Source organism: Mycobacterium sp. pUA109 (assembly GCF_041287095.1).
Lineage (GTDB): Bacteria > Actinomycetota > Actinomycetes > Mycobacteriales > Mycobacteriaceae > Mycobacterium.
Genome location: NZ_JBGGKS010000029.1, coordinates 23310 through 41928, shown reverse-complemented (window position 1 = coordinate 41928; position 18619 = coordinate 23310). Strand labels below are relative to the sequence as shown.

Below are 18619 nucleotides of genomic sequence, written 5' to 3'. Positions count from 1 at the left end.
CACACTGGGCCCATGCTCGATCTGGCCCTACCGCTGGTCTGCGGCGGGTGCGGGGCGTCGTCGACCCGGTGGTGTGCGGCCTGCGCCGCCGAGCTGACCGTCGAACCGGGCCGGCCGCACCTGATCAGCCCGCGGCTGGACCCGGGGGTACCGGTGTTCGCGTTGGGCCGCTACGCCGGCGCACGGCGGCAGGCGATCGTGGCGGTCAAGGAACGCGGCCGCGCCGACCTAATCGCCCCGCTGGCCCGGGCGCTGGCGATCGGGCTGCACCGCCTGCTCAGCTGGGGCATGGTCGACGTGCCGCTGACCCTGGTGCCGGCGCCGACGCGGCGCTGCGCGGCCCGCCGCCGCGGCGGTGACCCGGTCACCCGGATCGCGCGGACCGCGGTGGCCGACCATCCCGGCGTCGTCGTGGTGCCCGCGCTGCGGATGACGGCGCTGGCCCGGGACTCGGCGGGACTGGGCAGCGCCGCCCGGGAACGCAATATCGCCGGGCGGGTGGCGCGGCGGCGACGCACCCCGGTCGGCACCGAGATTTTGCTGGTCGACGACATCGTCACCACCGGGGCGACCGCCGCCGAATCGGTCCGGATGCTGCGGGCGGGTGGGGCCCGGGTGGCCGGTGTGCTGGTGATCGCGGCCGCGTAAATTGCCGGCGCGTCAACCGCGTGAAGAACTCGCAACAGGTCTGCGAAAGTAGTGGCACAGACCGGTGAACACGGGCTACCGTCGGGGTCAAGCACCCGTCTGACGGCGGCGACTCTCCGGTAGGAGGTGAGTCTTCGACATCTCGTAGCGGTTTCCGCATGACAACCCCAACACGCCCCGTGCGTGCGACGTGATGAAGAAACGAGTGTGGAGTATGGCAAGCCAATTCGTGGATACCAGCCCCGTGTCGACCGACACCGACGACCAGGCCGAACCGACGCTTCGCGCCGACGTCGTGGTCAAGGGCCGCAACGTCGAGATCCCCGATCACTTCCGTATCTACGTTTCGCAGAAGCTGTCCCGCCTGGAACGATTAGACCGCTCCGTTTACCTCTTCGACGTCGAACTCAAACACGCCCGCAACCGACGCCAACGCAAGTCCTGCCAGCAGGTGGAGATCACCGCCCGGGGCCGCGGGCCGGTGGTGCGTGGTGAGGCCCGCGCCGACAGCTTTTACGCGGCCTTCGAGGCCGCCGTGGACCGGTTGGAAAGCCGGCTGCGGCGCGGCAACGATCGCCGCAAGGTCCACTACGGCGACAAGAGGCCGGTCTCGGTGTTCGAGGCCACCGCCCCCACCGCGCCGCCCGAGCCCTCCCCGAGCGCCTGGGACGTCGACGCCACCCGACCGCACCAGCGTGATGGTGTCGAGGTGGACACCGCGCTCGACGGCACCGACCGGGAGCCGGGACGGATCGTGCGGACCAAGGAGCACGCCGCGGTGCCGATGTCGGTGGATGACGCGCTCTACGAGATGGAGCTGGTGGGCCACGACTTCTTCTTGTTCTTCGACAAGGAGAGCGAGCGGCCGTCGGTCGTCTACCGCCGGCACGGCTACGACTACGGGTTGATCCGGTTGGCCTGACGAACGGCGGTGCAGCCGGAGCGCCCGGCTGCACCGCCCTCGTGATCGCCGCTGCGGCGGCTACCTCCAGTTCGTCGCCTACGATGGGGGACGCCAAAGACTCCGATCCCTAGGGGACAAGCTGTGCTGAGCAAGTTGCTGCGCCTTGGCGAAGGTCGCATGGTCAAGCGCCTCAAGCGCGTCGCCGACTATGTCAACACCTTGTCCGACGACGTGGAGAAGCTGACCGACGCCGAGCTGCGCGCCAAAACCGACGAGTTCCGCAAGCGGCTCGGCGACGGGGAATCCCTCGACGACCTGCTGCCCGAGGCGTTCGCGGTGGCCCGCGAAGCGGCGTGGCGGGTGCTCAACCAGCGCCCGTTCGACGTGCAGGTGATGGGTGCCGGGGCGCTGCACTTCGGCAACGTCGCCGAGATGAAGACCGGTGAGGGCAAAACCCTGACCTGTGTGCTGCCCGCCTACCTCAACGCGCTGGCCGGGGACGGCGTGCACGTCGTCACCGTCAACGACTACCTGGCCAAACGCGACAGCGAGTGGATGGGCCGGGTGCACCGCTTCCTCGGTCTGGAGGTCGGGGTGATCCTGTCCGGCATGACCCCCGACGAGCGGCGGGTCGCCTACAACGCCGACATCACCTACGGCACCAACAACGAGTTCGGCTTCGACTACCTGCGCGACAACATGGCGCATTCGCTGGAAGACCTGGTGCAACGCGGCCACAACTTTGCGATCGTCGACGAGGTCGACTCCATCCTGATCGACGAGGCCCGCACCCCGCTGATCATCTCCGGGCCCGCCGACGGTGGCTCGAACTGGTACACCGAGTTCGCCCGGCTGGCGCCGCTGATGGAAAAGGACACCCACTACGAGGTGGACCTGCGCAAGCGCACCGTCGGCGTGCACGAGCTGGGGGTGGAGTTCGTCGAGGATCAGCTCGGCATCGACAACCTGTACGAGGCCGCCAACTCGCCGCTCGTCAGCTACCTCAACAACGCGCTGAAGGCCAAGGAGCTGTTCGCCCGCGACAAGGACTACATCGTCCGCGACGGCGAGGTGCTGATCGTCGACGAGTTCACCGGCCGGGTGCTGATCGGGCGTCGCTACAACGAGGGCATGCACCAGGCCATCGAGGCCAAGGAGCACGTCGAGATCAAGGCCGAGAACCAGACGCTGGCCACCATCACCCTGCAGAACTATTTCCGGCTCTACGACAAGCTGGCCGGCATGACCGGCACCGCCCAGACCGAGGCCGCCGAGCTGCACGAGATCTACAAGCTGGGTGTGGTGTCGATCCCGACCAACAAGCCGATGGTCCGCACCGACTGCTCCGACCTGATCTACAAGACCGAGGAGGCCAAGTACCTCGCGGTCGTCGACGACGTCGCCGAACGCTACGAGCAGGGCCAGCCGGTGCTGATCGGCACCACCAGCGTCGAGCGCTCGGAGTATCTGTCCCGGCAATTCCAGAAGCGGCGCATCCCGCACAACGTGCTCAACGCCAAGTACCACGAGCAGGAGGCCGGCATCATCGCCGAGGCCGGCCGGCGCGGGGCGATCACGGTGGCCACCAACATGGCCGGTCGCGGCACCGACATCGTGCTGGGCGGTAACCCCGACTTCCTGGCCGACAAGCGGCTGCGCGAACAGGGCCTGGACCCAGTGGAAACCCCCGACGAGTACGAGGCGGCCTGGCATGAGGTGCTGCCGCAGGTCAAGGCCGAAGCCGCCGACGAGGCCAAAGAGGTCGTCGAGGCCGGCGGGCTGTACGTGCTGGGCACCGAGCGGCACGAGTCGCGGCGCATCGACAACCAGCTGCGCGGGCGCTCCGGGCGTCAGGGCGACCCCGGCGAATCCCGGTTCTACCTGTCGCTGGGCGACGAGTTGATGCGCCGCTTCAACGGCGCGACGTTGGAAGCGTTGCTGACCCGGCTCAACCTGCCCGACGATGTGCCGATCGAGGCCAAGATGGTGACCCGGGCCATCAAGAGCGCCCAAACCCAGGTCGAGCAGCAGAACTTCGAGGTCCGCAAGAACGTCCTCAAATACGACGAGGTGATGAACCAGCAACGCAAGGTCATCTACGCCGAGCGTCGCCGGATCCTGGAGGGGGAGAACCTGCGGGAGCAGGCCCTCGACATGCTCCGCGACGTGATCACCGCCTACGTCAACGGCGCCACCGCCGAGGGGTACGCCGAGGACTGGGACCTCGACGCGCTGTGGACCGCGCTCAAGACGCTGTACCCGGTCGGCATCGACCACAAGGATCTGCTGGACTCCACCGAGATCGGCGAGCCCGGGGAGCTGACCCGCGAGGAGCTGCTGGAGGCGCTGATCGAGGACGCCGAACGCGCCTACGCGGCGCGGGAGGCCGAGCTGGAGGAGCTGGCCGGCGACGGTGCCATGCGCCAGCTGGAGCGCAGCGTGCTGCTCAACGTCATCGACCGCAAGTGGCGCGAGCACCTCTACGAGATGGATTACCTCAAAGAGGGCATTGGGCTGCGCGCGATGGCCCAGCGTGACCCCCTGGTGGAGTACCAGCGGGAGGGTTACGACATGTTCATCGGCATGCTCGACGGGCTCAAGGAGGAGTCGGTCGGGTTCCTGTTCAACGTGTCCGTGGAGGCCGCCCCGGCGCCGGCGGTGGCCCCGGTGGAGTCGCCGTTGACGGAGTTCGCCGCGGCCGCCGCGGCCACCGCCCAGCAGCGGGTGCCGGCCGCCGCGCCCGCCGCTGGCGAAACCCGGCCCGCGGCACCGCAGGCGTTGCGCGCCAAGGGGATCGACGACGACGCGGGTCGGGCCCTGACGTATTCGGGGCCCGCCGAGGACGGGTCGGCCCAGGTGCAGCGGGGCAACGGCCAGGGCCGGCAGTCCGCCGCGACCGGCGGCACCCGGCGCGAGCGCCGCGAGGCGGCGCGGCGGCAGGGCCGCGGCCCCAAGCAGCCGAAGTCCACCAAGAAGCGCTAGCCGATGTGCAGGGCGACCACCTGCCACCGGGTGTCGTCGTCGGGGACAGGTTCGACCCGGCACGCCACCGCGTGGGTGCGCGGGCCGCGGCTGTAGCTGCCGAATACCTCCACCGCGCACGGCGGGTCGTCGGGCCCCACCGGCTGCAGCCGCAGCCGCCGCAGCGTCGCCGCACCGCCGGCGCCGACCACCGCCGGACGCATCGACAGCACCGCGTCGACCAGCGACGCGGTCAGCAGCGGACGCAGTTGGGCGGCCGGGCGACGCCGGTCGACGACCTCCAGGACCCGGCGCAGTGCGGTGTCGGCGAACACGCCGGCGGCCCGCAGCGCCGGTGAGAGCACCGCGGCCGGGGCCGGGTGCGGGCCGCGCACCCGGCGCCGGGCCGGGCACGACGGGCGAGGATGGTGCACCGCCCGCGGCGGCGGCTCGTAGTCGACGACCGGAACGACGGCGAGGGTGGGGCGGTTGCTGAGCACGTCAACTCTCCAGATCGAATACACCGACGGGCCTGCTGGAGAGTGGCAGACGCTGCGGTCATCATCGCACAACGGGCGGATTTGTGTGTACCTGCGCTGCGCCGCGGCCGGCGCGCCGGTTACGGTGGGCGGGTTAGCTTTTCCAGCCCGCGACGGGCCGAACGAGCCAGGGAGGACGGGCCGCGATGGTGACCCGGTTGTCCGCGTCGGACGCGTCCTTCTACCGGCTGGAAAACACCGCCACGCCGATGTATGTGGGCGCGCTGTCGATCCTGCGGCGGCCGCGCACCGGGTTGAGCTACGAAAAGTTGCTGGCCACCGTGGAGGAGCGGCTGCCGCAGATACCGCGCTACCGGCAAAAGGTCCGGGAAGTGACGATGGGGCTGGCCCGGCCGGTGTGGATCGACGACGGCGACTTCGACATCACCTACCACGTGCGCCGCTCGGCGCTGCCGTCGCCGGGCAGCGATGAGCAGCTGCACGGCCTGATCGCCCGGCTGGCGCAGCAGCCGCTGGACAAGTCGCGGCCGCTGTGGGAGATGTATCTGGTCGAGGGGTTGGCCAACAACCGGCTGGCGCTCTACACCAAATCGCATCAGGCGCTGGTCAACGGCATGTCGGCGCTGGAGATCGGCCACGTCATGGTCGACCGGGTGCAGCATCCGCCCCCGTTCGGGGAGGACATCTGGATCCCCCGACGCGAACCGGGCACCGCGGAACTGGTCGTCGGCGCGGTCGCGGATTGGATGGCGCGGCCGGTCGCCTCGGTCGGCATGGCCCGGTCGACGCTCAGCGACGTCGCCACCAACGCCGGCTACCTGGCCGACATGGGCCGCAACGTGGCCAACCTGGCGCGGACCGTGGTGCGCGGCACCGCCCCCAGCAGCCCGCTGAACACCACCGTGACGCGCAGCCGCCGGTTCACCGTGTGCCGAGCCGCGCTCAAGGACTACCGCACCGTGCACGCGCGGTACCGCTGCACGGTCAACGACGTGGTGCTGGCGGTGGTGTCCGGGGCGCTGCGCAACTGGCTGCTGTCCCGCGGCGAGCCGGTGGCGCCGACGGCGACGGTGCGGGCGATGGCGCCGCTGTCGGTCTACCCCGACGGCAGCGTCGACCCGCCCGGCCAGGGCCAGGCCATCAGCGCGGTGACCCCGCTGCTGGTCGACCTGCCGGTGGGGGAACCCAACGCGGTGATCCGGCTGTCCCAGATCGCGCACGCCACCGAATCGCATTCGGCGGCGGGCACGGCGGTCGACGCGCGCACCATCATCACCCTGTCCGGGTTCGCCCCGTCCACCCTGCACGCGATGGGCACCCGGGTGGCCACCACCTACTCGGCTCGGGTGTTCAATCTGTTGATGACCAATGTGCCCGGCCCGCAGGCGCAGATGTACATCGCCGGCACGAAACTGCTCGAAACCTATGCCGTGCCCCCGCTGCTGTACAACCAGGTGCTGGCCATCGGGGTGACGTCCTACAACGGGATGGTGTATTTCGGGATCAACGCCGACCGGCAAGCGATGAGCGACGTCGATATGCTGCCGGCGCTGCTGGCCGAATCGCTGGACGAGTTGCTGGAGGCCGCGAAGTGAGCGCACCGACCACCCTCTCCAAAGATGTGTACGAAGCCGAACTGTTCCGTCTGCAAACCGAATTCGTCCGGCTGCAGGAATGGGTGCGGGACACCGGGGCCCGCATCGTGGTGGTGTTCGAGGGCCGCGACGCCGCCGGCAAGGGCGGAACGATCAAACGCATCACCGAATATCTGAGCCCCCGGGTGGTGCGGATCGCCGCGCTGCCGGTGCCCACCGAGCGCGAACGCGGCCAGTGGTATTACCAGCGTTACGTCGAACGGCTGCCGACCCGGGGGGAAATGGTGCTGTTCGACCGGTCCTGGTACAACCGGGCCGGCGTGGAGAAGGTGATGGGGTTTTGCACCCCCGCCGAGCATGCGCTGTTTTTGCGGCAGACCCCGCTGTTCGAGCAGATGCTCATCGAGGACGGGATCGTGCTGCGCAAGTACTGGTTCTCGGTGTCCGACGAGGAGCAGCTGCGCCGGTTCCGCAAGCGGCGCAAGGACCCGGTCCGGCAGTGGAAGCTCAGCCCGATGGATCTGGAATCGATCTACCGGTGGGAGGACTACTCGCGGGCCAAGGACGAGATGATGGAACACACCGACATCCCGGCCAGTCCGTGGTACGTGGTGGAATCCGACGTCAAGCGGCACGCCCGGCTGAACATGATGGCGCACCTGCTGTCCACCATCGACTACCACCCGGTCGAGCAACCCCGGGTGCAGCTGCCCAAACGCGTGGTCGCCAGCGGCACCTATCACCGGCCGCCGCGGGAGCGCTACCACTATGTCGACGACCACGTGGCCACATTGCTGGGTGATCGGGAATAGCCGGTTAAGGTCAGCTGATGCGGGTCTACATCCCGGCGACGCTGGCGATGCTGCAGCAACTGGTCGCCGACGGTTCGTTGCGGCCGGTCAGCGGCACCGCGTTCGCGGTGACGCCCCGGCTGCGCGAGGCGTATGCGCACGGTGACGACGAGGAACTCGCCGAGGTCGCGCTGGGCGAGGCGGCGCTGGCGTCGTTGCGGCTGTTGGCCACCGAGGCAACCGAACCGGCCGGCCTGCCGACCCGCCGCGCGGTGCTGGTCGCCGACATTGACGACCCCGCCAAGGTCACCGCCCGCCCCGACCTCGACGACGCCGTCGTGCGGCTGGCGGGGCCGGTGGCGATCAGCGACGTGGTCGCGACCTATGTGGACAACGCCGCCGCCGAACCCGCGGTGGCCGCGGCCGTGGCCGTCATCGACGACGCTGATCTCGGCGACGAGGACGCCGAACTGACCGTCGGCGACGCCCAGGACCACGACCTGGCCTGGTATGCGACCCAGGAGCTGCCGTTCCTGCTGGAACTGCTCTGAGCTGCGGGTTCACCGTCGGATCCGGCGCACCCGGCCGGCACGACCCGGATACGGTACCGTAGGTTACGGTAGCGTAGGTTGTTGACGTTGTCCGGGGGAGCCGGGTGGTGAGCAGGAGCTTCTAGTGGGCAAGAAATACATGAAAATTACCGCCAACGTGGGCGATACCCGACGCCCCAGCATCGCGGGCGCGGACCGGCATCCGGGCTGGAATGCGCTGCGCCGCATCGCGGCCCGGATCACCACGCCGCTGCTGCCCGACGACTATCTGCAGCTGGCCAACCCGTTGTGGTCGGCGCGCGAGTTGCGGGGCCGGGTGCTGGAGGTCCGCCGGGAAACCGAGGATTCGGCGACGCTGGTGATCAAACCCGGCTGGGGCTTTGGCTTCGACTACCAGCCCGGCCAGTACATCGGCATCGGCGTGCTGGTCGACGGCCGGTGGCGGTGGCGGTCGTATTCGCTGACCTCCACCCCGGTGACCGGGGCGCGCACGGTGACCATCACCGTCAAGGCCATGCCGGAGGGCTTCTTGTCCAGCCACCTGGTGGCCGGCCTGGCTCCCGGCACCATCGTGCGATTGGCCGCGCCGCAAGGCAATTTCGTGCTGCCCGACCCGGCGCCGCCGGCGGTGCTGTTCCTCACCGGCGGGTCCGGGATCACCCCGGTGATGTCGATGCTGCGCACCCTGGTCCGCCGCGGCCAGATCACCGACATCGTGCACCTGCATTCGGCGCCGACGGCCGACGACGTCCTGTTCGGCGCCGAGCTCGCCGACCTGGCCCGCGACCACCCCGGCTACCGGCTGCAGCTGCGCACCACCCGCAGCCACGGCCGGCTGGACCTGAGCCGCATCGACGCCCTGGACGCGGCGGTGCCGGATTGGCGGCGGCGGCAGACCTGGGCCTGCGGGCCCGGGGCGATGTTGAACGACGCCGAGCGGCTATGGGCGGCCGCCGGTCTGGACGACCGGTTGCACCTGGAGCGGTTCGCGCTGGCTCGGGTGGACACCAAGGGCCGTCCCGGCGGGACGGTGACCTTCGCGCGCAGCGACCGCAGTGTGGTCGCCGACGCGGCGACCTCGCTGATGGACGCCGGCGAGCGGGTGGGGGTGCAGATGCCGTTCGGGTGCCGGATGGGGATCTGCCAGTCGTGCGTGGTCGACCTGGTCGAGGGCCACGTCCGCGACCTGCGCAACGGCGCCGAACACGAACCGGGCACCCGGATCCAAACCTGCATCTCGGCCGCGTCGGGCGATTGTGTACTCGACATCTAGGGGCTACCCACTGGTAACCTACGGTGTCGTAGGTTACGCTAACGTAGGTTCACGGGTCGGGAGAATGGGAAGGCAGGATTAGTGGCGATCACTGACGTCGAAGTATTCGCGCATCTGACCGACGCCGATGTGGAGAACCTGGCCGCCGAACTCGACGCCATCCGTCGCGATATCGAGGACTCGCGCGGTGCACGGGATGCGCGCTACATCCGCCGCACCATCGCCGCGCAGCGGGGCCTCGAGCTGGTCGGCCGGCTGTTGCTGGCGGCCAGTTCCCGGCGGGGCGCCTGGTGGGCGGGCACGGTGACGCTGGGCGTGGCCAAGATCATCGAGAACATGGAGATCGGCCACAACGTCATGCACGGCCAGTGGGACTGGATGAACGACCCGGAGATCCACTCCAGCACCTGGGAGTGGGACATGAGCGGGGCGTCCAAACACTGGCGGTTCACCCACAACTTCGCGCACCACAAGTTCACCAACATCCTCGGCATGGACGACGATGTGGGCTACGGCATGCTGCGCGTCACCCGCGATCAGCCCTGGAAGCGGTTCAACCTGCTCAACCTGGTGTTCAACACCATCTTGGCGATCGGGTTCGAGTGGGGAGTTGGGTTGCAGCATTTGGAGATCGGCAAGATCTTCAAGGGCCGCTCGGACCGTGAGGCCACCCTGGTGCGGCTGCGGGAGTTCTCCGGTAAGGCCGGCCGGCAGCTATTCAAGGACTATGTCGCGTTCCCGGCGCTGACCGCGTTGTCGCCGGGGGCCAGCTACAAGTCCACCGCGACGGCCAACGCGGTGGCCAACGTGATCCGCAACGTGTGGTCCAACGCCATCATCTTCTGCGGCCATTTCCCGGACGGCGCCGAGAAATTCACCAAGACCGACATGATCGGCGAGTCGCAGGGGCAGTGGTACCTGCGGCAAATGCTGGGCAGCGCCAACATCGACGCCGGGCCGGTGATGCGGTTCATGAGCGGCAGCCTGTCGCACCAGATCGAACACCACCTGTACCCGGATCTGCCCAGCAGCCGGCTACCCGAGATTGCGGTGCGGGTGCGGGCGGTGTGCGACAAATACGACCTGCCCTACACCTCCGGGCCGTTCCTGCTGCAGTACGCCAAGACCTGGCGCACCATCGCCAAACTGTCGTTGCCGGATCACTTCCTGCGCGACACCGCCGACGACGCCCCGGAGACCCGCAGCGAGCAGATGTTCACCGCCCTAGGTGAGGGTTTCGCCCAGACCGATCCGGTCACCGGGCGCCGGCGCGGGCTCAAGAGCGCGATCGCCGCGGCCCGGAAGTGGCGCCGCGAGTCCAGGCTCTCTCGTTCTCGCGCGAGCGTGCGTGTCCCCGGCCGGCACGCCGTGCCGAACCCCGATTCTGCGCACGCTCGCCGGGGCGATGCTTCTGACGCTGCGTAGCGGGCCAAGCTGTCGGCCGGCGCCGGAATTCCGACGGCGGTGCATGCGGACGGGGACGGCGGGCTGCGCAGCCACGCCGCGCCGGTGGTACCGCTGAGAGTCGCCGGTGTGCGACGATCCGGGGGTGTCCGTGCCGTTCACCTGGGATTCGGCGTATGCCTGGCCGCGGAAACCCGTTCTGGTCGGAAACGTGGTGTGTACCTCGCAGCCGCTGGCCGCTCAAGCGGGTCTACGGATGCTTGCCGAGGGCGGCAACGCCGTCGACGCGGCCGTCGCCGCCGCCATCACCCTGACGGTGGTGGAACCGGTTTCCAATGGGATCGGCTCGGACGCGTTCGCCATTGTCTGGGACGGGCAGCGGCTGCACGGACTGAACGCGTCGGGCCGCTCGCCGGCGACGTGGACGCCAGAGTACTTCGAGGGCAACGCAGTCCCGGACCTCGGCTGGAATTCGGTCACGGTTCCGGGCGCGGTGTCGGCGTGGGCCGAGCTGCACGCCACCTTCGGAAAGCTGCCGTTCACGCGGCTGTTCGAACCGGCGATCTCCTACGGCCGCAACGGTTTTATGGTCTCACCCACGGTTGCGCAGCAATGGGCGGCACAGGTACCGCGGCTTGCGTCCCAGCCAGGTTTCGCCGAAACGTTCATGCCCGGTGGTCGAGCGCCCCGGCCGGGCGAGCTGGTCACGTTACCCGACCATGCGCTCAGCCTGGAGCAGATCGCCGCCACCCGGGGTGAGGCGTTCTATCACGGAGAATTGGCGGCCAAGATGGCGGCGCACGCGGCGGCCCATGGCGGCGCCCTGCGGGCCGCCGACCTCGGCGCGCACCGCGCCGACTGGGTGGGCACCGTCGGCGCCGGCTACCGCGGCTACACCGTTCATGAGCTCCCGCCGAACGGGCAGGGGATCGTCGCGCTCATTGCCCTCGGCATTCTTGAGCAGCTCGATATGACCGACGTCCCCGTGGATTCCGCCGATAGCGTGCATCTGCAGATCGAAGCCGTCAAGCTCGCGTTCGCCGACGCGCAGGCCTATGTCGGCGACGTGGACTACATGCGCGTGCGTCCCGACGATCTGTTGGACCCCGAGTACCTTAAACAGCGTGCCGGGTTGATCGATCGGATGAGGGCTAAGCCGGCGGCCGCCGGAACGCCCCGCGGGGGCACCGTGTATCTCACCGCCGCGGATTCCTCGGGGATGATGGTGTCGATGATCCAGTCCAACTACTGGGGATTCGGCTCGGGTGTGGTGGTCCCCGGCACGGGCATCTCGCTGCAAAACCGGGGCGCGGATTTCGTGGCGACACCGGGGCATCCGAACCGGGTCGGCCCCAATAAGCGTCCGTACCACACGATCATTCCGGGCTTCCTGACCCAAGCCGGCGCACCGGTGATGAGCTTCGGGGTGATGGGTGGCACCATGCAGCCGCAGGGCCACGTGCAACTTGTGGTGCGCATCGCCGCGCATGGTCAAAACCCGCAGGCCGCGTGCGACGCCCCCCGGTTTCGCTGGATGCACGGTCTGCACGTCGCGTGCGAGCCCGGGTTTCCCCGGGCGACGCTCGACGAACTGCACCGGCGCGGCCATGACCTGGTCGTCGTCGACGACTCCACCGAGTTCGGAAGCTGCCAAGCGATCTGGCGGCTCGACGCCGGTTATTTCGCCGCGAGCGATCCCCGCCGCGACGGCCAAGCCGCCGGCTTCTAACCCGCCCGCGCGCGGAGGCCCGGCTAGGCCTCGGTCAACGCGGCCAGCAGCCGTCGGGCCGCGGCCACCCGCCGGGCCGCCGGGCCGCTGAGCGTATCCAGCGCGCACTCCGGATCGGCCGGCGGCCCCAGATGGCCGCAGCCGCGGGGACACTCGGCGATCGCCTGGGCTAGATCGGAGAACGCCATCAGCACATCGTCGGGTTCGATGTGGGCCAAGCCGAATGAGCGCACGCCCGGGGTGTCGATCACCCAACCGCCGTCGCGTAACGGCAGCGCCACCGACTGCGTCGAGATATGCCGCCCCTTGCCGACCCCGGAGACGTCGCCGGTGGCCCGACCGGCCTCGGGCACCAGGCGATTCACCAGGGTGGATTTGCCGACACCGGAGTGCCCGAGCAACACGGTGATCTGGCCGACCAGCAGATCGGCCACCGCCGCCAGCGGATCGTCGCGGCCGGCGGTGACCACGGTGAGGTCCAAGCCGGTGAACTGTTCGGCGAACGGCGCCGGCGGGGCCAGGTCGGTTTTGGTCAGGCACAGGATCGGGGTGAGCCCGCCGGCGTAGGCGGCGATCAGCGCCCGGTCCACCAGCCCGCTGCGCGGCGGCGGGTCGGCCAGCGCGACGACGATCAACAGTTGGTCGGCGTTGGCGACCACCACCCGCTCGCTGGGGTCGGTGTCATCGGCGGTGCGGCGCAACACCGTTCGGCGGATCCCGCGCCGCACGATGCGGGCCAGCGTGTCCGGGCGCCCGGACAGGTCCCCGACCACGTCGACCTCGTCGCCGACGACGATCGGGGTCCGGCCCAGTTCACGGGCCCGCATCGCGGTGACCGGGTGGCGCGGGTCGCGACCCAGCGCGCAGGTCCAGCGGCCCCGGTCGACGCCGATCACCATGGCGGCCTTGGCGTCGGCGTGCTCGGGGCGGGTCTTGGTGCGCGGCCGGGTGCGCCGGCCCGCGCGGATCTTGACGTCGGATTCGTCGTAGTCGCCGGGTCTCAATCGTCGCGCCCTTGACCGGCCAGCATGTCCGCCCACAGCCGCGGAAACTCCGGCAGCGTCTTGGCGGTGGTGCCGATATCGTCCACCTGCACGCCGTCGACCCGCAGACCGACGATCGCGCCGGCCGTGGCCATCCGGTGATCGGCGTAGGCATGCCAGACCCCGCCGTGCAGCGGGGTCGCGGTGATCACCAGGCCGTCCGGGGTTTCGGCGCAGTCGCCGCCCAGCCGGTTGATCTCGGTGCTCAGCGCCGCCAGCCGATCGGTCTCGTGGCCGCGCAGGTGGGCGATCCCGGTCAGCCGGGACACCGAACCGGGGGCGGCCAGCGCCGCCAGCGCGGCCACCGTCGGGGTGAGCTCACCGACGTCGCGCAGGTCGACGTCGAAGCCCTCGTACTCCCGCGAACCGCTCACCTCGAGATAGGAGTTCGATTGCGACACCACGGTGTTCAGCCGACGCAGGATGCCCAGGATGGCGTCGGTGGGTTGGACGCCGGCGGTGGGCCAGCCGGTGATGCTCACGGTGCCGCCGCTGACCACGGCGGCGGCCAGGAACGGCAGCGCGTTGGACACGTCGGCTTCGATCTCCCAGCGCCGGGCCGCCACCGCACCGGGCGCGACCCGCCAGCGGTTGGGGACCGTGTCGTCGACGTCGACGCCGGCTTGGCGCAACATCGTCACGGTCATCGCGATATGCGGCGCCGACGGCAGCGCCGCGCCGGTGTGCTGTATGGTCAGCCCCTCGGTCAGCGCCGCACCGGACAGCAGCAGCCCGGAGACGAACTGCGACGACGCCGACGCGTCGATGGACACCGTGCCGCCGCGGACCGCGCCGGTGCCGCGCACCGTAAACGGCAGGCCGGTGCCGGCGATGTCGACGCCGAGGCCGCGCAGCGCCTCCAGCAGCGGCGCGATGGGCCGGGCCCGGGCCTGCTCGTCGCCGTCGAACTCCACCACCGCCTCGGCCAGGGCGGCCAGCGGCGGGACAAACCGCAGCACGGTGCCGGCCAGGCCGCAATCCACCCGGGCGCCCGGTGCCGGGGACAACGCGCCGCCGACGGTCAGCTCGGCCTGGTCCTCGGTCAGCTGCAGGCCCAGGGTGCGCAGCGCGCCGACCATCAGGTCGGTGTCGCGGCTGCGCAGCCCCCCGACGATGGTGGAGTCGCCCTGCCCCTGCGCGGCCGCCAGCGCCGCGAGTACCAGCGCCCGGTTGGTCTGTGATTTCGAACCGGGCACGGTGACCGTGGCGGTGATCGGGGACGACGTGGACGGGGCCGGCCAGGTGTTCACCGCTCCATCCTGCCCTGTCGGCTGCTTCTGCCACCATGGAAGGCATGTGCGGACGGTTCGCGGTGACCACCGACCCGGCGCTGCTGGCCGAGAAAATCCAGGCCATCGACGAGGCGACCGGTGCGGTGCCCGACGGGGAGCGGGCCGGCGGTCCGAACTACAACGTGGCGCCCACCTCGACGATCACGGCCGTGGTTGCTCGGCACCGCGAGCCCGCCGACGAGCCGACCCGCCGGGTGCGGTTGATGCGTTGGGGGCTGGTGCCGCCGTGGGTGAAGCCGGGCCCCAACGGGGCGCCCGACGGCAAGGGGCCGCTGCTGATCAACGCCCGCGCCGACAAGGTCACCACCTCGCCGGCGTTTCGGTCGGCCGCCAAATCCAAACGCTGCCTGATTCCGATGGACGGCTACTACGAATGGCGCGTCAACCCGGATACCCCCGCCGGCAAGAAGGCCGGGAAGACGCCGTTTTATCTGCATCGCGCCGACGGCGAGATGCTGTTCATGGCGGGGCTGTGGTCGGTGTGGAAGGGCCCGGAGGGCGCCAAACCGCTGCTGAGTTGCACGATCATCACCACCGACGCGGTCGGGGAGCTGGCCGACATCCACGATCGGATGCCGTTGGTGGTGCCCGAAAGCGATTGGGACACCTGGCTGGACCCGGACGCCGACGCGGATCTGCAGTTGTTGGCCGAACCGCCCGACGTGGCGGGCCTGGCGCTGCGCGAGGTGTCCACCCTGGTCAACAGCGTGCGCAATAACGGCCCCGAGTTGATCGAGCCGGCCCAGCCGCAGGCCGAGCAGGCCACCCTGCTGTAGCGGCTTGACGGGTTGCGCCGCGGGCCGTACTGGATCCACGGCGAAAGTCCCCGAAACCGCCGTGTTTCGGGGACTTTCGAGTCTGCATTCGCCTAAACCCGGGCGACTTCGACCATCTCGAAGTCGGATTTGGCGGCGCCGCAGTCCGGGCAGCTCCAGTCCTCGGGGATGTCGTCCCAGCGGGTGCCCGGGGCGATGCCGTCTTCGGGCCAGCCCTTGGCTTCGTCGTACTCAAAGCCGCACTGCACGCAGACGAACAGTTTGTAATCGGTCATTTCCTTGCTCCTATTCCGCTGTTGGCTACCGGGTCGAAGTCGAGTTTTTCCCGGACCGCGCAGTCCGGGCAGCACCAGTCGTCGGGGATCTGCGCCCAGGGCGTGCCGGCCGGAAAGCCCTCCCGCGGCGCGCCGACGGTTTCGTCGTAGACGTAGCCGCAGCCCGGGCAGGCGTAGCCGGCCATTAGGCCGCCACCTGGTAGCGGGTCAGCACCTTGGTGCGGACGCGCGGGTGGATGTTGGCGCGGGTGATGTCGCCGGCGTAGTGCGCCAGCACCCGGTGGTCCATCAGCTTGCGCCACACCGGCGGGAAGTACGTCACCGCGATCAACGAGCCGTAGCCGGCGGGCAGGTTCGGTGCGCCGTCCATGCTGCGCAGCGTCTGGTAGCGCCGGGTCGGGTTGGCGTGGTGGTCGCTGTGCCGCTGCAGGTGGTACAGGAACAGGTTGGTCACCAGGTGATCGGAGTTCCAGCTGTGCTGCGGCGTGCAGCGCTCGTAGCGGCCGTTGGGCAGCTTTTGGCGCAGCAGCCCGTAGTGTTCGAGGTAGTTGACCGATTCCAGCAGGGAAAAGCCGTAGATCGCCTGAATGAGCACGAACGGGACCAGCGCGGGGCCGAACACCGCGATCAGCACGCCCCAGAACACCACCGACATCACAAAGGCGTTGAGCACGTCGTTGCCCAGCCACGTTGACGGGTGCCACGGATTCTTGTCGAGTCGGCGGATGCGCTGGGCTTCTAGCTCGACCGCCGAACGCAGGCTGCCGAACACGGTGCGCGGCAAAAACTCCCAGAACGTTTCGCCGAGCCGCGACGACGCCGGGTCTTCCGGGGTGGCCACCCGCACGTGGTGGCCGCGGTTGTGCTCGATGTAGAAGTGCCCGTAGCAGACCTGCGCGAGGGTGATCTTGGCCAGCCACCGCTCCAGGTTTTCGCGCTTGTGACCGAGTTCGTGAGCGGTGTTGATGCCGACCCCACCGACGGTGCCGACCGACATCGCCACCCCGATCTTGCCCAGCCAGCCCAGGGCACCGTCGAAACCGAGCCAGCCCAGATCCGACGCGGTGAACAGGTAGGCGCCGAAGATGGCGCTGGCGTACTGGAACGGAAGGTAGGCGTAGGTCGCGTAGCGGTAGTAACGGTCGTTCTCCAGCCGGTGCATCGCCTCATCGGGTGGGTTCTGGCCGTCGGCGCCGACGCACAGGTCCAGCGTCGGCAACAGGGCATACAGCAGGATCGGCCCGATCCACAACGGCAGCTGCGCTGCGGTGTGCCAGCCGAGGGTGTTGAGCTCCCACACGATAGGCAGCATCAGGAACAGCATGGTGGGCACGATCAGCCCCAGCAGCCACAGATAGCGCTTTTTGTCTCGCCAACCACCCGCAGGGGCGCCGACGGTGCCCTCAGCGTCGGTGCGGAATTGCGTTGTCATGTCGGGTTACCTCTCGATAAGGGATGTCACAGTGCGGTTCACTTTGGCAGCGGCACCGCGCCGCGACGACGTCGTGAACCACTCAACTTCCGGCGTTCTGTTGTCTTCCGGGACCAAACGCACGCGCGAGTTATCCTTACCCAAGGAGTCAAGTAAGGAGCCAGGATGGACGCAGCCGCCACGGTGACCTCAAAGGGGCAGGTCACGATCCCCAAGGTGGTTCGGGATGCACTCGCCATCAAGGCGGGGGACGAGGTCGTGTTCCGCGTCGAGGGAGATCGCGCCGTGCTGGCCCGGACACCGGACTTTCTGGCTCTGGCGGGCACGGTCCGGGTGCCCGCGGCCAAGCGCAACGTCGCCTGGGATGACGTGATTCGACGGACCAGATCGGATCGCGCCGCTCGACGGTGAACGCTTTCATCGACACGAACATCCTGGTTCGCCATCTGACCGGTGACCCGCCGGAGATGGCGGCCCGCGCGACGTCGTATCTGGGCGGCGACCAGGAGCTGCTGTTGACCGACCTCGCCGTGGCCGAGACGGTGTATGTGCTGGAGTCGTTCTACGACGCGCCGCGTGACCAAATCGCCCAAGCGATGCGGTCACTCATCGCGTTCGATTCGATCGTCTGCGTAGATCCGGCGCTGCTGCTTCGCGCGGTTGAGGTGTATGAGACCGACCGAATCGACTTCGCCGAGGCGTATTTGGTCGCGTGCGCCGAAAGCACCGGCGTTGGTCGGGTCGTGTCCTTCGACCGGTCTATCGATCGGATCAACACCATTGCGCGGATCGAACCACCACAGGTCTGACGCCGTCGAGGACCTACCGAGGATTTCTCGGTAACGGTAGAGTATTCCTCGTGCCGACATCGGACGCGCGGGGCAAGCTGCTGGACGTGGCGCGCCGCCGGTTCGCGGTCGACGGTGCGCTGGCCGCCACGCTGGACGAGGTCCGGCGTGAGGCAAACGTGAGTGTCGGTGCGCTGTATCACCATTTCCCCGATAAACCGGCGCTGGCTGCGGCCGTCTACGCCCAGGTGATGGCCGAATATCAGGACGGATTCATCGCGATGTTGCGCGAACACGGCAACGCCGAGGGCGGGATCCGCGGCGGCGTCGAGCATCACCTGCGGTGGGTGGCGGCGCACCGCGCCGAGGCGGCATTGCTGCTCGGCGATCGGCTCGACAGCGCCGCGTTGCGGGAGTCCAACCGCGCGTTCTTCGCCGCCGTCCGGGACTGGTGGCGGCCGCATCATGCCTACGGCGTGCTGCGGCGGATGCAGCCCGGGATCACCGCCGCATTGTGGTTCGGCCCCGCGCAGGAGTTCAGCCGACACTGGATCGCCGGCGGCGAGCCGAAAATGCCGCGCGGCGCCATCAACATCTTCGCCGACGCCGCGTGGACGGCGTTGCGCGCCAACGTTAGCGAGGAGGACGACCGGTGAC

19 protein-coding genes are annotated in these 18619 nt (G+C 69.2%); 13 read left to right on the top strand and 6 right to left on the bottom strand.

Annotated elements, in window-relative coordinates:
- Window positions 1–12: 12 nt before the first annotated feature.
- From ACAG26_RS25155 to secA, 3 genes are all read left to right on the top strand, one after another.
- Window positions 13–648, top strand: a complete 636-nt coding sequence (locus tag ACAG26_RS25155; RefSeq protein ID WP_370485800.1) for a ComF family protein — start codon at window positions 13–15, stop codon at window positions 646–648.
- 214 nt (window positions 649–862) lie between these two features.
- Window positions 863–1570, top strand: coding sequence for a ribosome hibernation-promoting factor, HPF/YfiA family (gene hpf / locus ACAG26_RS25150; protein WP_370485799.1), 708 nt, complete (start codon window positions 863–865; stop codon window positions 1568–1570).
- A gap of 123 nt (window positions 1571–1693) precedes the next feature.
- Window positions 1694–4534 (top strand): preprotein translocase subunit SecA, encoded by a 2841-nt coding sequence (gene secA, locus ACAG26_RS25145; protein ID WP_370485798.1) that lies wholly within the window; start codon window positions 1694–1696, stop codon window positions 4532–4534.
- Here the strand turns inward: secA and ACAG26_RS25140 are convergent.
- Complete coding sequence (locus tag ACAG26_RS25140) at window positions 4531–5013, bottom strand: Rv3235 family protein (RefSeq protein WP_370485797.1); 483 nt, start codon at window positions 5011–5013, stop codon at window positions 4531–4533. The two genes, secA and ACAG26_RS25140, sit on opposite strands and share 4 nt — an antisense overlap.
- Before the next feature lie 185 nt (window positions 5014–5198).
- Here ACAG26_RS25140 and ACAG26_RS25135 point away from each other — a divergent pair, with 185 nt between their 5' ends.
- The 6 genes from ACAG26_RS25135 to ACAG26_RS25110 all read left to right on the top strand — a co-directional run bounded on the left by ACAG26_RS25135 (window position 5199) and on the right by ACAG26_RS25110 (window position 12356).
- Window positions 5199–6608, top strand: coding sequence for a wax ester/triacylglycerol synthase family O-acyltransferase (locus ACAG26_RS25135; protein WP_370485796.1), 1410 nt, complete (start codon window positions 5199–5201; stop codon window positions 6606–6608).
- The gene (ppk2, locus tag ACAG26_RS25130; protein ID WP_370485795.1) at window positions 6605–7420 is read left to right on the top strand and encodes a polyphosphate kinase 2; all 816 of its coding nucleotides are present in this window, start codon (window positions 6605–6607) and stop codon (window positions 7418–7420) included. The genes ACAG26_RS25135 and ppk2 overlap by 4 nt, the downstream gene beginning before the upstream one ends.
- Window positions 7421–7434: 14 nt before the next feature.
- Window positions 7435–7950: a hypothetical protein gene (locus ACAG26_RS25125; RefSeq protein ID WP_370485820.1), complete on the top strand. Its 516-nt coding sequence runs from the start codon at window positions 7435–7437 to the stop codon at window positions 7948–7950.
- 139 nt (window positions 7951–8089) lie between these two features.
- Window positions 8090–9223 carry a ferredoxin reductase gene (locus ACAG26_RS25120; RefSeq protein ID WP_370485819.1) on the top strand — a complete coding sequence of 378 codons (1134 nt, stop codon included), beginning with the start codon at window positions 8090–8092 and terminating at the stop codon, window positions 9221–9223.
- Window positions 9224–9304: 81 nt separating this feature from the next.
- A complete protein-coding gene (locus ACAG26_RS25115) occupies window positions 9305–10648 on the top strand; it encodes a fatty acid desaturase (protein WP_370485794.1) in 1344 nt (447 codons plus the stop codon).
- 124 nt (window positions 10649–10772) lie between these two features.
- Window positions 10773–12356 carry a gamma-glutamyltransferase family protein gene (locus ACAG26_RS25110; RefSeq protein WP_370485793.1) on the top strand — a complete coding sequence of 528 codons (1584 nt, stop codon included), beginning with the start codon at window positions 10773–10775 and terminating at the stop codon, window positions 12354–12356.
- A gap of 23 nt (window positions 12357–12379) precedes the next feature.
- On the opposite strand, the gene rsgA is transcribed toward ACAG26_RS25110, so the two are convergent.
- Window positions 12380–13360, bottom strand: a complete 981-nt coding sequence (gene rsgA / locus ACAG26_RS25105) for a ribosome small subunit-dependent GTPase A (RefSeq protein ID WP_370485792.1) — start codon at window positions 13358–13360, stop codon at window positions 12380–12382.
- Window positions 13357–14649 (bottom strand): 3-phosphoshikimate 1-carboxyvinyltransferase, encoded by a 1293-nt coding sequence (gene aroA, locus ACAG26_RS25100; protein ID WP_370485791.1) that lies wholly within the window; start codon window positions 14647–14649, stop codon window positions 13357–13359. Before aroA ends, rsgA begins: the two co-directional genes overlap by 4 nt.
- Window positions 14650–14693: 44 nt before the next feature.
- Between aroA and ACAG26_RS25095 the strand changes: the two genes are divergently transcribed.
- Window positions 14694–15467, top strand: coding sequence for an SOS response-associated peptidase (locus ACAG26_RS25095; RefSeq protein ID WP_370485790.1), 774 nt, complete (start codon window positions 14694–14696; stop codon window positions 15465–15467).
- 92 nt (window positions 15468–15559) lie between these two features.
- Here ACAG26_RS25095 and ACAG26_RS25090 read toward each other — a convergent pair whose 3' ends face one another.
- The 3 genes from ACAG26_RS25090 to ACAG26_RS25080 are packed head-to-tail and all read right to left on the bottom strand — an operon-like array spanning window position 15560 to window position 17174.
- Window positions 15560–15742: a rubredoxin gene (locus ACAG26_RS25090; RefSeq protein WP_370485789.1), complete on the bottom strand. Its 183-nt coding sequence runs from the start codon at window positions 15740–15742 to the stop codon at window positions 15560–15562.
- A complete protein-coding gene (locus ACAG26_RS25085; RefSeq protein WP_370485788.1) occupies window positions 15739–15927 on the bottom strand; it encodes a rubredoxin in 189 nt (62 codons plus the stop codon). Before ACAG26_RS25085 ends, ACAG26_RS25090 begins: the two co-directional genes overlap by 4 nt.
- Window positions 15927–17174: an alkane 1-monooxygenase gene (locus ACAG26_RS25080; RefSeq protein ID WP_370485787.1), complete on the bottom strand. Its 1248-nt coding sequence runs from the start codon at window positions 17172–17174 to the stop codon at window positions 15927–15929. Before ACAG26_RS25080 ends, ACAG26_RS25085 begins: the two co-directional genes overlap by 1 nt.
- A 165-nt stretch (window positions 17175–17339) precedes the next feature.
- Here ACAG26_RS25080 and ACAG26_RS25075 point away from each other — a divergent pair, with 165 nt between their 5' ends.
- From ACAG26_RS25075 to ACAG26_RS25065, 3 genes are read left to right on the top strand one after another with little or no spacing between them, the layout of a single operon-like run.
- Entirely contained in the window at window positions 17340–17585 is a 246-nt protein-coding gene (locus ACAG26_RS25075; protein WP_370485786.1) for an AbrB/MazE/SpoVT family DNA-binding domain-containing protein, read from the top strand.
- Entirely contained in the window at window positions 17582–17983 is a 402-nt protein-coding gene (locus ACAG26_RS25070; protein WP_370485785.1) for a PIN domain-containing protein, read from the top strand. Before ACAG26_RS25075 ends, ACAG26_RS25070 begins: the two co-directional genes overlap by 4 nt.
- Before the next feature lie 50 nt (window positions 17984–18033).
- Window positions 18034–18618 (top strand): TetR/AcrR family transcriptional regulator, encoded by a 585-nt coding sequence (locus tag ACAG26_RS25065; protein WP_370485784.1) that lies wholly within the window; start codon window positions 18034–18036, stop codon window positions 18616–18618.
- Window position 18619 lies beyond the last annotated feature (1 nt).

Bases quoted from the DNA above. Each gene is read 5' to 3' on its own strand.
- ACAG26_RS25155 (WP_370485800.1), top strand. From the start codon at position 13: ATGCTCGATCTGGCCCTACCGCTGGTCTGCGGCGGGTGCGGGGCGTCG.
- hpf (WP_370485799.1), top strand. From the start codon at position 863: ATGGCAAGCCAATTCGTGGATACCAGCCCCGTGTCGACCGACACCGAC.
- ACAG26_RS25135 (WP_370485796.1), top strand. From the start codon at position 5,199: ATGGTGACCCGGTTGTCCGCGTCGGACGCGTCCTTCTACCGGCTGGAA.
- ACAG26_RS25120 (WP_370485819.1), top strand. From the start codon at position 8,090: ATGAAAATTACCGCCAACGTGGGCGATACCCGACGCCCCAGCATCGCG.
- ACAG26_RS25095 (WP_370485790.1), top strand. From the start codon at position 14,694: ATGTGCGGACGGTTCGCGGTGACCACCGACCCGGCGCTGCTGGCCGAG.
- ACAG26_RS25090 (WP_370485789.1), bottom strand. From the start codon at position 15,742: ATGACCGATTACAAACTGTTCGTCTGCGTGCAGTGCGGCTTTGAGTAC.
- ACAG26_RS25085 (WP_370485788.1), bottom strand. From the start codon at position 15,927: ATGGCCGGCTACGCCTGCCCGGGCTGCGGCTACGTCTACGACGAAACC.
- ACAG26_RS25080 (WP_370485787.1), bottom strand. From the start codon at position 17,174: ATGACAACGCAATTCCGCACCGACGCTGAGGGCACCGTCGGCGCCCCT.
- ACAG26_RS25075 (WP_370485786.1), top strand. From the start codon at position 17,340: ATGGACGCAGCCGCCACGGTGACCTCAAAGGGGCAGGTCACGATCCCC.